General features: G+C 41.2%; 16 protein-coding genes. 9 read left to right on the top strand and 7 right to left on the bottom strand.

What is annotated here, in order from left to right; genetic code table 11:
• Nucleotides 1–212: 212 nt before the first annotated feature.
• From DC077_RS03690 to rplM, 5 genes are all read right to left on the bottom strand, one after another.
• Nucleotides 213–2348, bottom strand: a complete 2136-nt coding sequence (locus DC077_RS03690) for a lysine decarboxylase LdcC (RefSeq protein ID WP_109200850.1) — start codon at nucleotides 2346–2348, stop codon at nucleotides 213–215.
• A gap of 143 nt (nucleotides 2349–2491) precedes the next feature.
• A complete protein-coding gene (gene cadB / locus DC077_RS03685) occupies nucleotides 2492–3811 on the bottom strand; it encodes a cadaverine/lysine antiporter (protein WP_109200851.1) in 1320 nt (439 codons plus the stop codon).
• A 641-nt stretch (nucleotides 3812–4452) separates the two neighbouring features.
• Nucleotides 4453–5823: a polynucleotide adenylyltransferase PcnB gene (pcnB, locus tag DC077_RS03680; protein WP_109200852.1), complete on the bottom strand. Its 1371-nt coding sequence runs from the start codon at nucleotides 5821–5823 to the stop codon at nucleotides 4453–4455.
• A gap of 92 nt (nucleotides 5824–5915) precedes the next feature.
• The gene (gene rpsI, locus DC077_RS03675; protein ID WP_094566688.1) at nucleotides 5916–6308 is read right to left on the bottom strand and encodes a 30S ribosomal protein S9; all 393 of its coding nucleotides are present in this window, start codon (nucleotides 6306–6308) and stop codon (nucleotides 5916–5918) included.
• Nucleotides 6309–6330: 22 nt separating this feature from the next.
• A complete protein-coding gene (gene rplM / locus DC077_RS03670; RefSeq protein ID WP_094566687.1) occupies nucleotides 6331–6759 on the bottom strand; it encodes a 50S ribosomal protein L13 in 429 nt (142 codons plus the stop codon).
• A 638-nt stretch (nucleotides 6760–7397) separates the two neighbouring features.
• Between rplM and DC077_RS03665 the strand changes: the two genes are divergently transcribed.
• From DC077_RS03665 to DC077_RS03625, 9 genes are all read left to right on the top strand, one after another.
• Nucleotides 7398–8885, top strand: coding sequence for a DUF4139 domain-containing protein (locus tag DC077_RS03665; RefSeq protein WP_157953477.1), 1488 nt, complete (start codon nucleotides 7398–7400; stop codon nucleotides 8883–8885).
• Between the two features lie 7 nt (nucleotides 8886–8892).
• Nucleotides 8893–9915 carry a DUF3137 domain-containing protein gene (locus DC077_RS03660; RefSeq protein ID WP_109200854.1) on the top strand — a complete coding sequence of 341 codons (1023 nt, stop codon included), beginning with the start codon at nucleotides 8893–8895 and terminating at the stop codon, nucleotides 9913–9915.
• A gap of 120 nt (nucleotides 9916–10035) precedes the next feature.
• Nucleotides 10036–10611 (top strand): LemA family protein, encoded by a 576-nt coding sequence (locus tag DC077_RS03655; protein ID WP_094566684.1) that lies wholly within the window; start codon nucleotides 10036–10038, stop codon nucleotides 10609–10611.
• A gap of 519 nt (nucleotides 10612–11130) precedes the next feature.
• Entirely contained in the window at nucleotides 11131–13497 is a 2367-nt protein-coding gene (locus tag DC077_RS03650; protein ID WP_157953476.1) for a TonB-dependent hemoglobin/transferrin/lactoferrin family receptor, read from the top strand.
• Nucleotides 13498–13539: 42 nt separating this feature from the next.
• Nucleotides 13540–14424 (top strand): heme/hemin ABC transporter substrate-binding protein, encoded by an 885-nt coding sequence (locus DC077_RS03645; protein ID WP_109200856.1) that lies wholly within the window; start codon nucleotides 13540–13542, stop codon nucleotides 14422–14424.
• A 3-nt stretch (nucleotides 14425–14427) separates the two neighbouring features.
• A complete protein-coding gene (locus tag DC077_RS03640) occupies nucleotides 14428–15441 on the top strand; it encodes a FecCD family ABC transporter permease (RefSeq protein WP_109200857.1) in 1014 nt (337 codons plus the stop codon).
• A complete protein-coding gene (locus DC077_RS03635) occupies nucleotides 15442–16242 on the top strand; it encodes an ATP-binding cassette domain-containing protein (RefSeq protein ID WP_109200858.1) in 801 nt (266 codons plus the stop codon).
• A gap of 242 nt (nucleotides 16243–16484) precedes the next feature.
• Nucleotides 16485–17252 carry a HugZ family pyridoxamine 5'-phosphate oxidase gene (locus DC077_RS03630; protein ID WP_109200859.1) on the top strand — a complete coding sequence of 256 codons (768 nt, stop codon included), beginning with the start codon at nucleotides 16485–16487 and terminating at the stop codon, nucleotides 17250–17252.
• A 295-nt stretch (nucleotides 17253–17547) separates the two neighbouring features.
• Nucleotides 17548–18891, top strand: a complete 1344-nt coding sequence (locus DC077_RS03625; protein WP_109200860.1) for an esterase-like activity of phytase family protein — start codon at nucleotides 17548–17550, stop codon at nucleotides 18889–18891.
• Between the two features lie 96 nt (nucleotides 18892–18987).
• Here DC077_RS03625 and DC077_RS03620 read toward each other — a convergent pair whose 3' ends face one another.
• Both DC077_RS03620 and DC077_RS03615 read right to left on the bottom strand, forming a co-directional pair.
• Nucleotides 18988–19227, bottom strand: coding sequence for an RNA-binding S4 domain-containing protein (locus tag DC077_RS03620; RefSeq protein ID WP_109200861.1), 240 nt, complete (start codon nucleotides 19225–19227; stop codon nucleotides 18988–18990).
• A 344-nt stretch (nucleotides 19228–19571) separates the two neighbouring features.
• Complete coding sequence (locus DC077_RS03615) at nucleotides 19572–20495, bottom strand: AEC family transporter (RefSeq protein ID WP_109200862.1); 924 nt, start codon at nucleotides 20493–20495, stop codon at nucleotides 19572–19574.
• Between the last annotated feature and the right edge of the window lie 31 nt (nucleotides 20496–20526).

The following is a 20526-nucleotide window of genomic DNA, read 5'->3' as shown; positions in this document are numbered from 1 at the left end:
TCGATAACTTCAATCGAATAACTTCAGCTCGGTCAATCAATCTCATTGAATTCAATTTAATTCAATCTGACTCAACCTAACTCAATCAATAAAAAAGTGGGATTCTTCAAGAGAAGTATCCCACCCAAATATGCTTATATGCTTATATCATTTCACTCACCGATTCTGCCCATCGAGTCTATTCAACCTACGAGATTCGGCGAAAGATCCCCTTATAGATCCAATATCCGGACCACATATTCACCATCACTATTTTGATAAACACCATGAATATCTGTCTCAAAACCAGGATAGTGAGAGCCGATATCGCAAAGCATCTCTAAGAACTCAAGAATCGGTTTTGTCTCTTCTGTTACCTTCTCACCCGGCATAATAAGCGGAACACCCGGCGGGTAAGGGAGAATCATATTAGCGCTAACCTGATTCATTAACTCTGAAAGCTTACATTCTGTAACCTTCCCTCGTAACTCTGCTTGATAAGCTTCATGAGGAGTCATCTCCATCTCTGGAAGACTATCGAAAGCGTTGTACATCAATTGTGGTAACTGATGAACCTTCATCAGATGATGAATGCCTTGCGCTAGCTCTTGAAGATGCATCTCTGCATAGAATTGTGGATCAATTGCGTAGAGCGCCGGCATCGCCTCTTTAATCTTCAGATTTTGATCATAAGCATGTTTAAACTTCATCAATGTCCGCAGTAAGGTCATCGCTTTTGTCTCATCAATCCCCATACTAAAGAGGAAGAGAAGCGAGTAAGGACCGGTCTTCTCCACCACAATCCCATGCTCATCTAAGAATTGAGAGACGATCGATGCGGGAATTCCCCACTCATCGAGCTTCCCTGAGGCATCCATTCCTGGCGTTGTAAGAGTAATCTTAATCGGATCGAGATAGAGGAAATTATCATCAATCTCATTAAATCCGTGCCAACGATCTTCACGATTGAGAGGCCAACAAGCAACCTCATCAATATTCTCCGGTTGCCATACATCGAAGAACCAATCACTCGACTCACGATTCAGTCTTGCAATCTCCTTACGGAAATCAATAGCTCGATTGATCGCTTGAGTCATTAGATTTCGTCCGGCCTGCCCACGCATCATCGCCGCAGAGACTTCACATGAAGCGACAATACTATAGAGCGGTGAGGTCGTGGTATGCATCATATATCCCTCATTAAAGGTTCGCTCATTGATCTCACCTTTTACATGAATCATCGATGCTTGCGAAAATGCCGCTAATAATTTATGGGTCGATTGTGTCTCATAGATCACCTTTCCTTCAACACGCTCGCCTCCCATCCCTGATTTACCCTCATAGATAGGATGGAAATTGGTATAAGGAACCCATGCCGAATCGAAGTGGATTGAGTTAACTGGTAAATTCTGCTTAATATAATCGGTATCGTAGAAGAGGCCATCATAGGTTGAGTTAGTGATAATCGCATGAACCGGCGCCGTTCCTCCCTCTCGCTCAGCGACTAACTGCTCAATATGTGCTTTCTCAAACTCCTTCTTCGGAATACCCCCTAAAATCCCATAAGCGTTACGAGTGGGCTTGAGATAGATCGGCTTAACATTAGTCATCATCATCAAATGGGTAATCGATTTATGGCAGTTTCGATCCACAATAATAGTGCTTCCCTCAGGACAGGCATACATTCCCACTACTTTGTTTGCTGTGGATGTTCCATTAGTGATAATAAAGCTTCGATCTGCACTAAAGGTCTCGGCAATATACTCTTCCGCTTCACGGTGAGGACCTGAATGATCTAAGAGAGATCCTAATTCCCCCATAGAGATAGAGATATCGGATCGGAAGGTATTCTCACCATAAAAATCATAAAAGAGAGAACCCACCGGACTCTGCTCAAATGCCGTTCCTCCCATATGCCCTGGCGTACAGAAGGTGTATTTTTCAGCCCCTACATACTTAAAAAGCGCTTTTGTAAAGGGAGGTAGAATCTGCTCGATATACTCCTCAACTCGTTGGTCAATACGCACAGCGCTATCCTCCGCATTATTAAGGACATAATCATAGAAATAGAGATTATTTTTAAGATCGGCAAGCGAAAGATCCATCGCGACTTTATCATTGATGAAGGTAAACAACGGAAGCTGCTCATTCAAATGAGCAATCTGCTGACAAAGCGGCAACTCATGATTATCCCAATCAAAAATAACGCCAGAAACTCGGGGATTCTTCTCCAAGAGATTAAGAAGATCCTCGGCTCTCTCCACTAAAAGTAGCCGATATCCCATCTCTCTTAAACTTGTCTCTAGTTGAGAAAATAGTAGACTCTTAAACTCCTCGCGAACATCATTCAATAGTGCGATTTGATACATATAGACTCCTTTTTAACTATCATCATAGAGAGCAAATCTCTTCCATAAGCAGCATAAATACAGACAGCTCCATGCATACCATTTTTAATAAAATGCTCTAACTACTCTTCTAAAACCCCTAAATTAATTCGTCGATCAGCTGATTATTGACTTTCTGATGTAACCCCCTCCTTCTGACGCCCCAATTTTTTTGCATAAAACATTAAGATAATTAAACTCACAATAAAGGTGCCGGAGAGCTGCATCGGCGTTGAACCCAAAAGGGCAATAAAGCAGAAGATACTTCCAAAAATAGCAGTCGCTAAACTTAAGACCCGCTTAGCACTCATTCCTTCAACTCGAATAAGATTTAAACAGGAGTAGAAGTAAGGCAACATCGTCAAGAGTACGGCGATATTGATTAGATCCTTAAAGATGGTAGAAGCACGACCTGATTCAGCATTCGCTAATGTCACCAAGGTCAGGAGGATAGACATCTGAATTGCTGCTAGAATCAACCCCTTGCGCGGAATACCATTTTTATCCATCTCACCATAAACTTTAGGGAAATTGCCATCATGTGCCGCTCTAGCCCCCGCCTGCCCAACAAGCATCATCCAAGAGCCGAGTGAGGTTAAACAAGCAATGACCGTAAAGATAGAGACGACCGGAGATGCCCAATCTCCCAACATCGTCGAAGCTGTTTTTGAGAAGGGAGCACCTGAAGCCGCCATCTCTGCCGCCGGATACATTCCTGAGATAACCTGTGTTGCTGAAATATAGACAATACCTGCTAAAAAGGCACCCACCATTGTCGCTATAGGAATCGTTCTTTTGGGGTTTTTCACCAAGGCTGAGTTAACAGAAGCAGATTCAATCCCAACAAAAGCCCATAAACAGAGGAGCGTACTACTCACAACTGCCTGATAATCGGTATCATGAGAGACATTCCAGTTGTGAAGATAGATCTCCTTATCAAACCAAAGCCAGCCAAAAACAGCCGTCCCAATTACAGGAAGAAGAATCAAGATCAAACCAAAAGTGGTGAGACGGCTGATCCACTGTCCTCCTAAGAGATTAATAAAAGTAAAGAGCCAAATGAGTGCTAAAGAGAGAATTCCTGCCGGAACAGCGTCATTAAGAACAGGATAGAAAACCGATAGATAGGAGACGGCGGTTGTGGTAATCGCCAAGTTACCTATCCAGTTTGCATGATAGTAGAGTGCTCCTGTTTGAAAACCTAAAATAGGGCTCACCTCATTGGCATAGGCAATTGGCCCACCCTCTTCAGGATCTTTTGTTGCTAATTTTGCATAGACATATGCTAATGATAGCGCTCCAATCAGCGCAACGATCCACCCTGTAATTGCGATGGAACCAATACTTGCGAGGTTTGCCGGCAATAACGCAATACCGCTCCCCATCATATTTCCTGCCACTATACCGATACAGGCAATTAAACCAATTTTTTTTGCATTATCCATAAGTCACCTAACATATTTTAAATAGAATTTAAAAAAGGAATCCGAAACTCTGCAACAAAAATCATTTAAACGACTACAAACAACCTCATCATTACTCTATGTAGCTTACAATCCATTTAATACAGCAGTAATACAACTGTAAGAGTTGCAGTAATATGGCGATTGAATCAGATAAAGGCCACATAAAAAGCAACATAAAAAGCGATATGAATATCATGCTTAGCAATAATCATATTGAATAATAAAAAAGGTCATTTATATAGCGCTATTTCTTAATAAACCATATCACAATATATTATTCTATTACATATATTAACTGTATTCGGCGCGCCAATCCCTTGATATATTGAGATGAATAGAAAAATAATTATAAAAATAGTGACAAATATCAAAATTTATTTTTCTCAGAAAAGAAAAAAACTATCTACAATCACCTCAATAGCCAATCCTTAGATCAACCATTGAAACCTATTCTAGATAGTTTCTTATGCTTGTTATATCTTGTTGTTTTATTACTTTATTGAATAATCTTATTACTTACTATTCTACAACTTGCTCATCTCACTTAAAGGGCTACTAAAGTGGCACGATGCCCCTTTATAACCCCTTATAAATCTTTATATGATCCTCTGCGCGATTCCTTATGACTCTTTACTTCGGCTCCGGCGACGCGGACGGCGACGTCGCTTTTTAGGCTCGCTTGATTCATTATTTCCTGATTGGTGATGCTTAACCTCCTCGGCAACTGCACGTTTGCCCTCGCGACGCTCTTCTCTTACTGCCGCTCGCTCTTGCGCTAGAAGTGTCTGCTCATAATCTCTAAATTGAGCTTCCCAATATTGAGCTTTCTCAATTACCTCACCACTCTCTTTTGCATCAGCGCGCAGAAGAAGAAAGTCATAAGCCGCTTTAAATCGTGGATGCTCCATCAAGCGCTTAGGTTGACGAATCACTCTCGCCTCAAGACGAAACTGAAAGATCCACAACTCTTCAATAAACTCTCGAACATAACGAGGAATCACTGTAATTTGGTGCTGCACCTTAAACACTTCATCAATCCCTATTGAGGAGGCATCACTATTACGCTTCCCTTTCGCAACCTCTTTTTCATAAATTGCGACAAAAGGTGCCCATAGTAGAGAGGCATAGACAAAGTAAGGGGAACTTGTTAACCCTGCTTCCGCACGCTCATCTGAGTTTTGTAGTGATCTTAAGAGCAGATGTTGCTCAGGAAAACCTATCTGATCTAATGCACGATAAGTTAAAGGGAAGAGAATCTCAAAGAGTTGATGCTCGATCATGGAATGATATGAACGCTCACCATGCCCTGTTAAGAAGAGCTTTAACACTTCATCATACATCCTTGCCGGCGAGACCGTCGCTAAGAGATGGCGATGCTCAGCGATAAAAGGGAGTAGATCAGAATCGATTGTTAATCCCAATTTTGCTTCAAAACGAATAGCGCGTAAGATACGCACAGGATCTTCTAAGAAGCGCTCTGTCGGATCACCAATTAGAGTGAGTCGTCTTCGCTTGAGATCTTGATAACCATCGCAGTAATCAATAATGGTTTGATTACGCACATCGTAATAGAGCGCATTGATCGTAAAATCTCGCCGAAGCGCATCTTCATCAATAGTGCCGTAGATATTATCTCGTGTTACAAATCCTTCCTGATTTGTCTGATAATGCTTCGATTGATCATTCGCCTCATTCGAACGAAAAGTTGCAACCTCAATAATCTCCCGACCAAAAACAACATGCACCAATCGGAATCGGCGTCCAATAATACGACTATTACGGAAAACTCGGCGAATCTCACTCGGATGTGCATCTGTAACAATATCAAAATCTTTAGGGGATAAGCCTAAGAGAAGATCACGCACTCCACCGCCCACAAGATAGGCGTTGTAGCCAGCGCTATTGAGTCGATTAATCACCTGTAATGAATTTTTAGAGATCTGACGATTTCTAATAGGATGATCTTGCGCGTGGTATATATGAGGGTTCATGTGAGAATTCATCGAACCTTTTCTCCAAAAAGAAAAGCCTTTCAAAAGAAAGGCTTTGATATTTTTCATCATACTCAAAATATCGATAACTATTAACGTTTTGAGAACTGAGTTGCACGACGTGCTGAACGGAGACCGATCTTCTTACGCTCAACGCTACGTGGGTCACGAGTTACGAAACCTGCTTTACGTAACGGCGCACGATTTGCCTCATCATATTCAACGAGCGCGCGAGTTAAGCCGTGACGGATTGCCCCAGCTTGACCACTCAAACCACCACCTTTTACAGTTACAATCACATCAAATTGATCTGTAACTTCTAAAAGCTCAAGCGGTTGACGAACCACCATGCGTGAAACTTCACGTGGGAAGTAATCATCGAGTGATTTATCGTTAACAATAATACTGCCTGTACCTTTACGTAAAAACACTCTTGCTTGTGATCTTTTACGTCTTCCAGTACCGTAATTTTGGTTAGCTGCCATAATTAATTCTCTCTTCTTAAAATTAGATGTCTAAAACTTTTGGTTGCTGTGCTGCATGAGCATGCTCAGGACCTGCATATACTTTCAATTTACGAAGCATTTCTCTTCCTAAAGCATTTTTAGGGAGCATGCCTTTTACCGCAAACTCAATAACATTTGCAGGTTTAGTTTGCAACATCTTCTCAAGAGTAGTCTCTCTTAAATGACCAACATAACCGGTATGTTTATAATAAATTTTTTGTTGAAGCTTGTTACCTGTTACACGAACTTTCTCTGCGTTTACGATAACAATGTAATCACCGGTATCAACGTGAGGTGTGAACTCAGGCTTATGCTTACCACGTAAGCGTGTTGCAACTTCGCTCGCTAAACGGCCGAGGGTTTTTCCTTCTGCATCAATTAAAAACCATTCACGGGTTACTTCAGCAGGCTTTGCACTAAATGTTTTCATCGAAAACTCCAAAATAAATAATCACTAACAAAAAAATTTAAAACCAGCATGCATACCGCCGGTAACGAGAATACCGGCGAGAGATCACTCTCACGATACTGACTCTAAATCAACGTTAGGGGTCGCTGGTAAACGATCTCGGCATTTTACGAAATCCCCATCGAAATATCAAGCTTAATAGCACTTATTAACGAGTTATTAAATTCTTCAGAAGTTATTCCGATGATCTTTAAAAATTCTTAGGCTTAAATCCTTCAAAACATCGCTATCACCATTTCTTCTGCTCGATGATAGAGATCATTTAGAAATTAGAAAGATTCTTTTAAATGAATTGTTATCTTCAAGCTCTCTTCAGAAGATCATCTATCTAAAGAGCCTCTATCTGAAACTTCAGGGTGAAATTCATATTCGAAATTCATATTCACTTATATTAAGCTGTATTAACTTATCTCAACCTGCATTAGCGGGTATTAGCGAATATTAACTGACATGAGCTTGCATTGACTCACATTAATTCATTTAATGAATGACATTTAATGAATAACATTTAATAAGTGATATTAATGCTTCTTCGTTTTTTACAACATCTTCCATTCGACACATATCAAAAATTTCAACAACAAGTTGTGAGGTCTATTATGAATAGTATTATGAAGCATAGTCATGTTGTGAAACATCCCCTTCTCCGAGCCGTAGCTCTATCAACACTACTTCCTCTCAATCTTTTCTCATTTGCAGCAGCAAGCTCAAAAGAGAGTGATCTACTCGATCGACAATTAACAATCTATCAAGAAGGAATCGCCTTAGTTTCAGAGAACCGAACTTTTAAGCTTTCGGAGGAAACCACCACGCTCCTTCTTCCTCATATTGCTCCTGAAGCGATCGTGGAATCACTTCTCTTAAAATTTAATCCTACCCAACCTCAAGATCATGCTCTATTGCCACAAATAATAGAGAAAAAGCTCAACCGCAATCTCCTTTCACCCACAACCCTTATTGACTACTCCATTGGCAAAGAGGTAGAGATCGTCTGGCAGACACCTAAAGAGCGACGGGAAAAAGCAGTCATCCTTTCCAATAATGGAGGATTATTGTTGCAATATGAGGATCGTATTGAATCAGGTCTACCCGCCGATGCGAGAATTGCGTTTAAAGAGCTCCCTAACGGCTTAACGCGCACGCCCGCTCTTTCGATTCTCTTAGATAATCTCCCTAAAACAGCAACGCCCTATGACGCTAATCTAAGCTATCTTACACGGGGCATCCGCTGGAGTAGTGACTATATCGCTGAACTCAATGAAAAAGAGAAGACCTTTCATCTAGAAGGATGGGCAACAATCAATAATCAAAGTGGTATCGACTTTAGTAATAGCTCCCTCTCGCTGATTGCTGGCAATCTTCACCTTACCCCACAAGTTCCACTCTATCGTGAGAACTTTATGATTAAAGCGGCAAGTAGCCCACAACAGGATAATATCGCTCCCCAACCTGTGAGCGACTATCAACGCTTCCTACTTCCTGGGAAATTTACGCTCCAACAACAAGAACAGACTCAAATTGCTCTCTTTAGCGCCGATCAAATTCCTTATCAAAAGCGTTACCATTTCGATAATATGAGCCCAAGTCAACGGCTCTTAAAGCAATCTTCTCCACAAAATGCCACTGTCTCATTTCACTTTGATAATAAGAAGGCTGATCAATTAGGGTTCGCGCTTCCATCTGGTACTATTCGCCTCTATCAAGCGGGGAAAGAGACGCCCATCTTTTTAGGTGAAGATTATCTTACCAATAGCGCCGCTGGAGAGAAGATCACACTCAATATGGGAAGCGCTTTTGATGTCACTCTCACCCGAGAACAGCAACAATATCGTATTGTTAATCCCGATGAGTGGGAGGTTAGCTATCAACTCACTCTCAATAATCATAAAGCGGAAGCGGTGGATGTTGCATTAACAGAATATTTCTCTCCGGGACAAGGGGTCAATTGGGAGCTTATCAGTCAACAGCCTCCAGCAATCTTAAAAAATGAGAGTGCTATCTGGAATATCACACTGCCGGCAAATGGAGAGAAGAGAATCAATTATAGTGTTCGCTATACGATTTTTCAGCCCACTGAAACGAGGTAAACAATAGATGTTTCCAATGATCCGCCATAACCATCTACTGTGGCAAGAGATCACGCAAGCATCAGAGCGCATCGACAATGTGCAATCGCCGGAAGAGCTATTAGAGATTGTTGAGTCGATGCGAAAGATCTCGCCCCTTCAATTTGATCGGCGAGATTATCTTCTCTACTTTGTCGCTGATTTCACCCTCTTGATAACGGGTTTCTATCTCTACCGAGAAACAGGGGAAGGTCTCTTCCTCTTCCTTCTCATGCTTGCCCTTTTTATTGGCATTATTCTTGCTATCCGCTTCTATCGCCGAGAGAAATTACCACAACAGCTCTCAAAAAAGATCTTCCAGCGCGATCTTCTCTTCGATAATCAGATAGTTCCTATTGCGCCTGAAACGCTCCCTATCGATCAGTTATTACAACAATTTAGGGAGTTTAATCGTGGTAATTATCGTCGTGATATTCCTGATCTGCTCAAAGGAGAAGTGGCGCTCGAAGGGCATTCACACAATCAACCTACCATTGACTTCTACTACTTCCATTTCCACTATATTGATGAGGAGATCATTGAAGAGAAAGATAATGCGGGCAAACCGAAAAACCGTAAAGTCTATCATCACTATCATCGTTATGGACTCTTACTCGATCTCACAAAGCTCACGAAACAGCTCCTACCGACGCTACAAATCAGTGCTGATCGAAAATTAAGGAGCAAAAGAAGTGATTACCTACCCGCCTCGATCTCTTTTCGTAAAACGTTCTCACTGACAACATCAGAACAGCATTTTGCAGCAAAAATATTGACGCCCACAATGGTCGAACAGTTACTAAAAATAGGTAAGGCGTTTAAAAATCTCAATATAGAGCTTAATCAACAACTCCTTATCGCCTTTGATAATGCAGATATCATCGCAGCAGAACAAAATTATGACCTTACAAATATTGATGACTTTATTCTGGAACTAAAGGAGAAGCAGACGCTTCCTCAATTGACAGCAATATTAACGTTCACTCAAAATATTCTAAACTCATTAAGATAAAACCCATTCGGTACATCCTGTATATTATATCTGTACTTTACATCTATACTTTACATATTGATGCACCTGATATTACGGCCCATCTTACACAATTTCACACAACTTAAGGAGTAGTGTCCTATGTCACTTCCATTTATCATCACACTTCTTATTCCACTTATCCTGATAATCTATATCATTACGATTCATAATCGTATCATCACCTACTACAACGCAACTCAACGCGCTTGGGCGGATGTTATTACACAACAACTCCAGAAGAATAGATTGCTGCCCAATCTCGAAAAAATGGTGGAAGAGTATAAGATTCATGAGGCTGATGTATTACAAAATATTACAGCCCTGCGTGCATCCCTTAAGAAGATTTCCCCAGAAAATAGTAGTGTCGAACAGCTCAAAGCGATCAACAATGAATCTAAAGCACTCTTCTCTCAACTCAATATGGTTGCTGAAAACTACCCAGAATTAAAAGCCTCTACGATCTATCAGCAATTTATGCAAGAACTCAGTGAGCTTGAGAAGAATGTGGCAGCAAGTATCCGTATTTTTAATGCCAATGTTGAGACCTTCAACACAACTATCGCGCTCTTTCCAAATCAATTTATCAACCAGCTATTTACCAAAAAGAGTGCTCTTCCTATCTTTGAAGATAGTCGCGCAAGTGAGGATTTTGAATATCAGCCCCCTTTTAAATAGCGCCGAAAAAAACATTTATCAAATGTTATCAATTACTTACACACTATTATCAGTTATCAGGGCCTTCAAGGCCCTTTCTCTTATCTCCTATTTCGTATCTCTTATCTTCTTCTAGTTACATTTGCTCTTCATCACTAATATCCCATCCCCGCTCCCTATGCCTTCCCTTCAATCTCCTCACCATGAAAAGTGAAACGGCACTATAACACTGCTCATTTATTATCCACCAATATCCACTAAAAGTTTATCCACCTACTCACGCCTCCCTCGCCTTCTCCAGCCCAATAAAAATAAAAAGCTCTCGTAATTACAATTTGATAGCACACGATTTAACAAAAGAACATCTCATAAATCCCTGCTATTTCCCCTTCTCTTCTCACTTCTCTCATCAATATTTCTTATAAGAACAATTGACAAACAGTAGCGAAACTTAATAATATTCATTTGATAACAAATCTCATTAACAAATGAGATAATACCCTATAAGATATGTGGTTTCATATAATAAGAGTTTCGCTCATGAATTTTAAACAGTCTCCGTTTGCAATCTTAACGACCCTACTTCTCTCCTCCCCACTATATGCCCAATCATATAACCCATCGGAACCTGAGTGGGTAATCGACAATACGCTCAATGCGGAAGGAATAGCTACAACGGCTGATCGTATCGATCTTGCTGAGCAACATCCCTCCGTCACCCTCTCAAAAGTAATTGTGAGTGGGGCACTCAAAGAGGATCTAGAAATAGCAGAGAGTGCCGCAACAATTGCCCACTTTGATGTACAAAATATTGACCGTCTCAATGCGACCAATCTTGCTCAACTACTCAATTATGAGCCGGGCGTCACAGTTGACCTCAATAAATCAGGAGGAATTAGTGATATTCGTATTAGAGGAATTGGCAAAGATCGTGTCTTAATCTCTGTCGATGGTGCGCCTCTTCCAATGACCTATCGCTTTGGGAGCTATCTCTCAACAAGTCGCGATTATTTCGATATCGATGCAATGAAGAGTGTCGATATTATCAAGGGTCCGATGTCCACTCTCTACGGGGGCAGCGCTCTTGCGGGAGGAATTTTCATGCAGACTAAAGATCCAAGTGACTTTCTCCGCGCTGATAATAAATTTGGTGGCGAAGTTAAGGCCGGTTATCGTTCTGCAACAAGAGAAACCCTTCTCTCCGGAACAGTTGCCGGTCGCTTTAATGATAAGCTCTCTGCATTTGCGCGTTTGACCTATACCCATCCACATGAAGAGCGAAATCATGCCGGAAAGGCCTCAAGTGAAAAACTTCTAGGGCCAAATCGTACTCACCCTAATAAATCAAAGGCTGATAACTACAATTTCTTAACAAAGTGGGTTTTTGAACCATCGGAACAACAGCGATTTACCATCAGCTACGAAGATTATCGAGAAACGCAACACAATGATCCGCTTGCTCAATTTAACTACACCTCTGAATATCAAATTACCTATCTCAATCTCCATACTAAAGAGATTCAAAAACGTAAGCAGCTCACATTCAGACATGACTTCGAGATTGAAAATAGATTATTTGATCGCGGTTTTTGGAATATCTATTATCAAAATAGTAAAGCAAAACAAGATCATAATGAAACGCGCTTTATCTCCGCAAACAAATACTCTCCTATAAGCAAAACCACCTATAGAACTCGTTATAGCGATTTCAATAATAAAACTTATGGTTTAGGAATAGAGTTTACCAAAGGCATTGCACAAAGTGATGCTGTTTTCCATAACTTAACTTATGGTATGAACTATCGTCATAACAGAGTTACCACAGAAAGAGATGGAAATACCATTAATATCGCAACAGGAATGAGAGATGAAAATGAAACCTTCCCCAATAAGAGCTTCCCAGACTCTACAATCAAAGAGCTAGGAATCTTCTTACAGGATCGTATCAGCCTCTATGAGGGACAGTTTGAGGTCATTGCCGGGATCCGTTACGACAACTATAAACTCTCTCCTAAGTTAGGGGGCATTTATCAAGATGCGAACCCTAGTGGAGATCAGCCTGTTTCTGTGAGCAAAAGCCAATTTTCTAAAAGAGTAGCATTTCTGTGGCACCCTTCTGAGGAAAACACACTATTTTTCAACTATTCAGAGGGATTTCGAGCCCCAACTTTTAGCGCTATCAATGTCGGCTTTGGAAACCCTGCTCACCGCTATATCAGCAAATCAAACCCGAACCTTAGACCTGAGTCGAGCCACTCCTATGAACTTGGATGGAATTATATCGATGAACATCAGTCACTCTCTATAACGGGATTTTATGTCGATTACAAAAACTTTATTGAAGAAAGACAAGAAGTTGCCCCCGATCCTGTCACAGGCTATCGGGTATTTCAAGCGATCAATCTTGATAAGAGCAAAGTCTATGGCTTAGAGTTAAAAGCGCATATTGATCTCTTCTCTACCCAAAATGGTAATGGCATCATTAGTCTAAATGGTAGCCTCGCCTATGCAAAAGGAAAGGAACGAGGATCTAATAATCCGATTAATAATATCGAGCCCCTCACAGCAACAATTGGAGTTGATTATCAGTATCTCGATAACCTCTATCTCGGGGCCCGTTTAAAAGCAGTACAAGGGAAAAAGGCGAAGGATATTAATCTTGGTGAGCCAAGCCCTTATGATTTACCGCAAAACCCTCCTCAACCAACGGCAGGCTATGCCACTGTTGATCTTATTGCAGAATATAAACCAGATCGCAATATTACGATTAATGCCGGCCTCTACAATATTTTCAATAGAGAGTATACATCTTGGAGCCAAGGTTTAATGAATCGTAATACGGATGATCTTCGCCGTGCGACGAACCCAGGATTCAATGTCGCGCTCTCCATAAAGTATGAATTTTAGCATCTCTATAACAACAATTTGATCTAGCAGAAAAGGATTAACATGTTCCGAAAACTACTCATTACCACACTCTTTACCGCTTTGAGTGCGCAGGCCATAGCAGCAGATGTGATAGCTTCACGTATTGTCTCTGCGGCTAATCCTTTAACACAAATCATCACCGCGCTAGGGGCCGAGGCAACACTTGTCGGTATTGATCAAACCAGCCACACTTCACCCTCTCTTAATAAGATTCCCGATATTGGTTACCGGATCGCCCTCTCTTCAGAAGGTATTTTGGCACTCAAACCTGATCTTGTACTCCTTGCTTTCGACTCAGGTCCACAAACAGTCCTCGAGCAGATCAAACAATCAGGCGTAGAGATGATCCAATTTCCTGAGCTTGTAGATGTCGATCATATTCAAGATGCGATCTCCACCATTGCTGCTAAAACAGGTCGTGAAAAAAGCGGTATAGCATTAAGTAAAAAAGTGGCTGATGATGCCCAAAGATTACAGTTAATGAGTGAGCAACAACCTCCTTTAAACGGCTTCTTTATTCTTCAAGAAGCGCAGTTAGGTTCACCCCAAATCTCTGGCGCTCATACATCGGCAGATAAGCTCCTCAACCTGCTCAATATTAAAAATCTCTTTGCCAATGACTTTAATAACTACCGAGCTGTCTCTTTAGAGAATCAGCTCAAGAAGCGTCCCGATATTGTCCTAATTGGTCATCGAGGTCACTTTGGTACTGCTGCTCAAGAGAAAGGGGAGCCTATTCCTCCATTTCAGAGAAGATCCTCTGGTATGGAGAATTGGCCTGAAGCGCTCCAACCAAAATGTGTCTTCGAAGTTAATATGAGTCATTATCTTGTTTATGGCATCCATATCTTCTCTGAAGGAGAAGCGTTATTGACGGCGATCAATGCGTGTCTGCAGGAGCAATAAACGATGAATAGTGCTTTCTTTGAACAATATCAGCGCCCTATTATTGCCGCTGTACTCCTCTCTTTGATACTGATTCTAATCATCGCGGCAGGTCAAGGGGCGATGGAGCTCGATTGGCGCAACCTATTTCAATCAGATTCAATGGAGTACTACATTGTTTGGAATATCCGTATTCCACGCATTCTTGCTGCTTTACTTGTAGGGGGTGCATTAGCGGTCTCCGGCGCAATTATGCAAGGTCTCTTTCGGAATCCACTTGTTGAACCGGGAATCATTGGCGTTTCAAGTGGGGCTGCTCTCTTTGCCGCTTTAGCTATCGTTGTGGGAACACACCTTATTCCGACTCTCTTTGCAAAGCTCGGCGATTACGCACTTCCAGTTGCGGCTTGTATCGGTGGATGGCTAATCACAACTCTACTCTATCTCTTCTCACGAAATACGCGCGGTATTAGCATCAGCTCAATGCTACTCATCGGTATTGCTATTAATGCATTTACCGGTGCGCTTATCGGACTTTTAACCTTTATTGCTGATGAGACAGAGCTTCGCTCTTTAACCTTCTGGTCGATGGGAAGCTTAAGTAGTTTCAACTATGAAAAACTCGCAATCCTTGCCGTCATTCAACTTCTTATTTTGCCACTACTATGGCGCCGAGCAAAAGCGATGAATGCGATGTTATTAGGAGAGCGAGAGGCTAAACATCTCGGTATCAACGTGGAGCGCTTAAAACAAGAGCAGATTTGGGGTGTTGCGATTATTACCGGAACGGCTGTTGCTTTCTCTGGTGGAATTGGCTTTATTGGTCTCTTAATTCCCCATCTAATTCGCATGGTATTCGGTGCGGATAATCGTTTTGTTCTCCCCTTCTCCTATCTTTTTGGCGGAATTTTACTTATTATCGCCGATAGCTTCTCTCGCACTATTGCCGGCAATAGTGAAGTCCCGATAGGGATCTTAACTGCTTTTATTGGTGCGCCATTCTTAGGCTATTTAGTCTACCGACAAGGGAGAAGATAGATGTTTACATTAAGCAAGGTCACGCTTCAATATCAACAGCGTCTATTGATCAATATTCCAGAGCTCACCATTCCAGAAGGTGGATTTACCGCCTTAATCGGTCCTAACGGTGCAGGAAAAACAACACTTCTCACATTACTATCAGGCGATATTGAGCCGACAAGTGGGACACTTCTTTTTAAGGGAAAAGCATTATCGGCATACTCTGTTGAGGAGCTCTCTACAAAGCGCTCTGTGCTTCCACAAACAGAACATATTCCCTTTGCACTCAATGCTCGCGCTATCATCTTGATGGGATTGATGCCCCACCAAGTATCACCTCAACATCCTAAGGTTGCACCTCTTTTAGAGGATCTTGTCGCAACTTTAGAGCTAAAACGCATTATCGATCGCCCTTACCAACGCCTTTCGGGAGGAGAGCAGCATCGCGTTCAGATTGCAAGAGTCCTGATACAGATACTCTTTACAGCGGATCAAGAAGAACGCATCTTAAAGGGTAAAGTCATGTTGCTAGATGAACCTTTTAATCACCTCGATCTCTATCATCAACAGCAGCTTTTACGCTACTTCAAACAATTGACAATACAGGGACTCACCATTATCTGTGTAATGCATGATCTTAACCATGCATTACAAGTCTCCGATCGCCTAATACTCATCAAAGAGGGAGAAGTTGTCGGCGAGCACACGCCTACACAATTGTGGCAATCTAAAAAATTAGAGGAGGTCTTTAAAGTAAACTTTATTACGCTTAATGATCCGCAAGATCACAGCTTCTCAACTTTGGCCTTTAAGATATAGACTTCAAGATATAGATTTCAAGACATAGGTAGTATCACTCTCGACAACAATATAAATCATATAATCGCCATTAAATTAGTAATAACTAATTTAATGGTAACAGGATTAATAATATTAATAATATAAACGAAATTAATGATATTAATAATATTAATGGCATTGATAACATGGATGACATGGATGACATGGATGTCATTAAAATATTTTAAACCCACCCAGACAATACTTAAGGAGATTTAAAGATGTCCGAACTCATTACTAAAAATAATTTAAAACAGAGCTACAGCAAACAAGATGCCGCTAGAGATTCTCGTACACAATTGCTAGCAAACTTTAACGGGGTTTTAGCCACTATTATGCGTGATACGCTCGATCTTGGCGGTTATCCTCTAGGCTCTGTTGTCCCCTTCTGTCTCAATGAGCGTAATGAGATCATTCTCCTGATCGCCGATATTGCCCAACATACAAAGAATGTTAAAGAGAATCCGAAAGCTTCTTTAACGCTCCATAATGCTGATCAAGATAATATCCAAAAAGGTTGGCGATTAACCATTCTTGGAGATGTTGAAGCGGCAACGGAAGCGGAGATTCCAACTGTTGCAAAACGTTATGAACGCTTCTACCCCGAAAGTAGCCGTTACCATAATGTACATAACTTTCAGTTTTACCTCTTAAAACCTAAAAAAGCACGCTATATTAATGGCTTTGGAGAGATTCATTGGGTCGATTATGAGTCAATTTTAGCGCCAACAATCTTCGATGAAAAATCAGAATCTGAGATGATCGATCATATGAATGCGGATCATCATGATGCACTTCTACTCTATCTCAATAGCCAAACAACCGTAACAAAACCAGAATTAGTACGCATGGTGGAAGTGGATCAATATGGATTTACTGTCGCCCATGATGAAGAATTCTTCCGCTTTACCTTCGAGAAAGAGGCAACCTCACCACTAGATGTGCGTCACTTTCTTGTTGCAATGGTTCAAAAGTTACGTGCAGCATAACATCCGTTAAATATCTAGATATTGAGATATTTGAGATATCACTACTTCCTCAAATTCGCTTAGATCCGTTTAGATCAGTTTAAATCTGATTAAATCTGATTAAGTCCAATTTAATCGCTTGAGTGACTTAAAATGATATGACTAAAATAGGGTGAGTTTCCAAATAGTGAACTCACCCTAATACTACTCCTTCTCTTTCTTCTATTCCTCTCTTGTAATTATCCTGTCAAAAAATATTTGTAGGATAGAGATTCCTCGTTGTTTTAACCTATTTAATTACAAAAAAGGATCTCTGATGACAACTTCCTCTTCAATAAAAGTTAATCCCTTAGCCACATTACTCTTATCGCTCCTAACCACAACAACCCTCTCTTTTGCCACCGAGAAGTATCCGGCAACATTAACGGGTCACGCCTATATTCCGGCAGAAACGATGATCTCTGCTCCGATTAATGCGCCAGATGATCTCAAGATCAGCGGTAAATTTACCCAAGGGGTTCGAAATGAGCAGATTGGCGCCATCGAAGGAAAATCGATGGGCCGCCCAACAGGGGTCTCGCTTCCCTTTAAAGGGCAACCTATCCAAGGACATTCAGGTATCAAAAAGATGCCCGATGGCTCCTTCTGGCTCTTAACCGATAATGGAGCAGGAAGCGCTCAAAACTCCCCCGACTTTATGCTCTATTTGAATCAATATGATATCGATTTTGAAAATAATGAGTTTCGTCGTCTTAAAACCATCTTTCTACATGATCCTGATAAACGCGTTCCTTTTAGAATTCAGAATGAAGCCACCCAAGAACGGTACTTAACCGGAGCTGATTTTGATCCTGAAAGCTTTCAGTTTGCCGGCGGTTATCTCTGGATTGGCGATGAATTTGGCCCCTATCTTATCCAAGCAACCCCTGATGGCCGGATTGTTAATCTTTTTGAGACACAATTTCAGGGTGAAAAATTACACTCTCCCGATCACTACTCCCTTACAACACCGGGAAAGCCCGATCAAACGATCGATTTTGAGATCTTCCGTTCAAAAGGTTTTGAAGGTATGGCCGTCAGCCGCGATGGTTCAAAGCTCTATCCTCTCTTAGAGGGGGCGCTTGCCGATAGCGATGGGAATAATCTTCTCATTTTAGAGTTTGATGTGCCTAAAGAGGAGTGGACCGGTCACTACTGGTATTATCCACTAGAGCAGCCGGGACTCTCTATTGGAGATTTTAATATGATCGATGATCAATATGCATTAATTATCGAGCGTGATAATGGTGAAGGAGTGATTGAATTTTCCTGTCAAGGTGAAGAGACCCACAACTGTTTCCCGAAAGAGAATCTGCCTCAATTTAAGCGTATCTACAAGATTGCTCTTAATGGAGAAAATCAGGGACAACAGGTGGATAAAATTGGCTATATCGACCTATTAGAGATTGAAGATCCTCACAATATTGCTCGAAAACCCCTTAGCAATGGCCATTTTGTCTTCCCATTCTTTACTATTGAAAATGTGGATATCATCAATGATGAAGAGATTATTGTGGGTAATGATAATAATCTCCCCTTTTCAAGTAGTCGCCTTCCCAATGTTGCAGATGATAATGAGCTGATCATTCTAAATGTAAAAGAGCTTTTAGAGGCGCGTTAACCTAATAAAGGCTTATTCAAACAATAAAAAGGGGGCACTCAAAGGTGCCCCTCTTAACTTCAAAACAGAACTTAAATAGTAATGAGAAGAGCTCTATTAAATCTCATCTCCGGCAAGAACCGTGATCTCAAACCCTTCTCCCGTCACCTTACTATTGGCAAGGATCTTTGCCGTTTTACGAAGCTCAAGTTCGCCATCAACCTGAACTAAGCCCTCCCCGACCATCCATTTTGCTTGACCGCCCGTATCGGCAATACCAGTCATTTTCAGAAGATTATTAAGAGCAATATGGGGATGCCCTTCTAAATAAAAAATTTCTTTGACAATGTCGCTCATAATCTTCTCTATTCCTTTTCAATATACAATTCAATATACAATTCGATATACAATTCGATATAAAACTATCGATATCAACCAACATAAATGCCGGGCCTTCACCCTATTTTATACCTTAAAGTTCCCAAGCACTATTGAATCCTGACAAGCATCTTTTTTAGCGGTGAATAAAATGTTAATTCAATAGATTATCGCAACACCATAAAAAAGACCCCAAGATCGCTACCGCTCGTTGTAGCAACCATTGAGGTCTTCTCTTAGATTGATAAACTTCCGATCGCTTAAAGAGATCTTATCTTAGTAGATTGTTATCGATAACAACCGATCAAAAGCGTTAAAAGTATTTAAATCAGATCGACAATCGTCACCCCGATAATAATAGAGACCAAAGCCATCAAAGTACTTAACAGTACAGTGCCTGCTGAAGTATCCTGATACGCTTGATTTCCTACAGCTAATGCCGGAACTGCCGTTGCAGTGGGAAGAACACCGATCAAAAAGGCTGACTTTAAGAGCTCCCCTTCTAAACCAAGAAGAAGACCCGTTCCAAGAATCAATGCCCCCTGAACAAAGTTTTTCACAAAAACGTTAAAGATAATCTCCACATTTGCGCGTAACTTAATCCCCGAGATTAACAATCCTAAGAAGAAGAGTGCTACCCCGCCGGAGGTTTTACCAAGCTCATTAACAGAGTTTTGTGCAATTTCAGGAAGTTTAACCCCCATAATTGCCAAGACCGCCCCTAAAATAGGAAGGAAAACAAGCGGTTGTGAGACTGCATGCCAGATACTCTTAAACATTCCCCCTTTATTACTATTCGTACCGATCATCATCAGCGTAAAGGGAATAATAAAGACCGTATAGATGAGGTTTCCCATCACCATTGCAATTAAGCCTGATGAACCAACCGTTGCTAGAAGTACAGGTGGCCCACAGTAAGCCATATCAGGGAAAGAGACACAGAGTGCCTGCATCGCTGCATCTTTCTTATTATGTTTAAAAAAGAGCTTTCCGGCAGCAAACCCGATAACATAGGTCACCACTAATCCGACCGCTAATGCCAACATATAATCAACATCAAGCAGTACCTTTGGGGAGGATTGAATCGCTGCTAGAAAGAGTGCAAATGGAAGGGCGATCTTTACAACAAAGTCTGCAAATGCTTGCGTGTACTCACGCTTAACAAACCCTGTTTTACCGGATCCCCAGCCCACTAACAAACCCAAAACAATAGGCCCGAGAGCCGCTAATATTGTATGTAATATCATAAGTTTTGAACCTTTATCTCGCTATTTTCTG

Origin of the sequence: Ignatzschineria cameli (assembly GCF_003121895.1) — a bacterium.
Classification (GTDB): Bacteria; Pseudomonadota; Gammaproteobacteria; order Cardiobacteriales; family Wohlfahrtiimonadaceae; genus Ignatzschineria; species Ignatzschineria cameli.
Note: the sequence above shows the minus strand (reverse complement) of the source record. Positions and strands in the feature narration are given on the sequence as shown.

Bases quoted from the DNA above. Each gene is read 5' to 3' on its own strand.
- pcnB (WP_109200852.1), bottom strand. From the start codon at position 5,823: ATGAACCCTCATATATACCACGCGCAAGATCATCCTATTAGAAATCGT.
- DC077_RS03690 (WP_109200850.1), bottom strand. From the start codon at position 2,348: ATGTATCAAATCGCACTATTGAATGATGTTCGCGAGGAGTTTAAGAGT.
- DC077_RS03655 (WP_094566684.1), top strand. From the start codon at position 10,036: ATGTCACTTCCATTTATCATCACACTTCTTATTCCACTTATCCTGATA.
- DC077_RS03630 (WP_109200859.1), top strand. From the start codon at position 16,485: ATGTCCGAACTCATTACTAAAAATAATTTAAAACAGAGCTACAGCAAA.
- DC077_RS03650 (WP_157953476.1), top strand. From the start codon at position 11,131: ATGAATTTTAAACAGTCTCCGTTTGCAATCTTAACGACCCTACTTCTC.
- DC077_RS03615 (WP_109200862.1), bottom strand. From the start codon at position 20,495: ATGATATTACATACAATATTAGCGGCTCTCGGGCCTATTGTTTTGGGT.
- DC077_RS03625 (WP_109200860.1), top strand. From the start codon at position 17,548: ATGACAACTTCCTCTTCAATAAAAGTTAATCCCTTAGCCACATTACTC.
- rpsI (WP_094566688.1), bottom strand. From the start codon at position 6,308: ATGGCAGCTAACCAAAATTACGGTACTGGAAGACGTAAAAGATCACAA.
- rplM (WP_094566687.1), bottom strand. From the start codon at position 6,759: ATGAAAACATTTAGTGCAAAGCCTGCTGAAGTAACCCGTGAATGGTTT.
- DC077_RS03660 (WP_109200854.1), top strand. From the start codon at position 8,893: ATGTTTCCAATGATCCGCCATAACCATCTACTGTGGCAAGAGATCACG.
- cadB (WP_109200851.1), bottom strand. From the start codon at position 3,811: ATGGATAATGCAAAAAAAATTGGTTTAATTGCCTGTATCGGTATAGTG.
- DC077_RS03640 (WP_109200857.1), top strand. From the start codon at position 14,428: ATGAATAGTGCTTTCTTTGAACAATATCAGCGCCCTATTATTGCCGCT.
- DC077_RS03635 (WP_109200858.1), top strand. From the start codon at position 15,442: ATGTTTACATTAAGCAAGGTCACGCTTCAATATCAACAGCGTCTATTG.
- DC077_RS03665 (WP_157953477.1), top strand. From the start codon at position 7,398: ATGAATAGTATTATGAAGCATAGTCATGTTGTGAAACATCCCCTTCTC.
- DC077_RS03620 (WP_109200861.1), bottom strand. From the start codon at position 19,227: ATGAGCGACATTGTCAAAGAAATTTTTTATTTAGAAGGGCATCCCCAT.
- DC077_RS03645 (WP_109200856.1), top strand. From the start codon at position 13,540: ATGTTCCGAAAACTACTCATTACCACACTCTTTACCGCTTTGAGTGCG.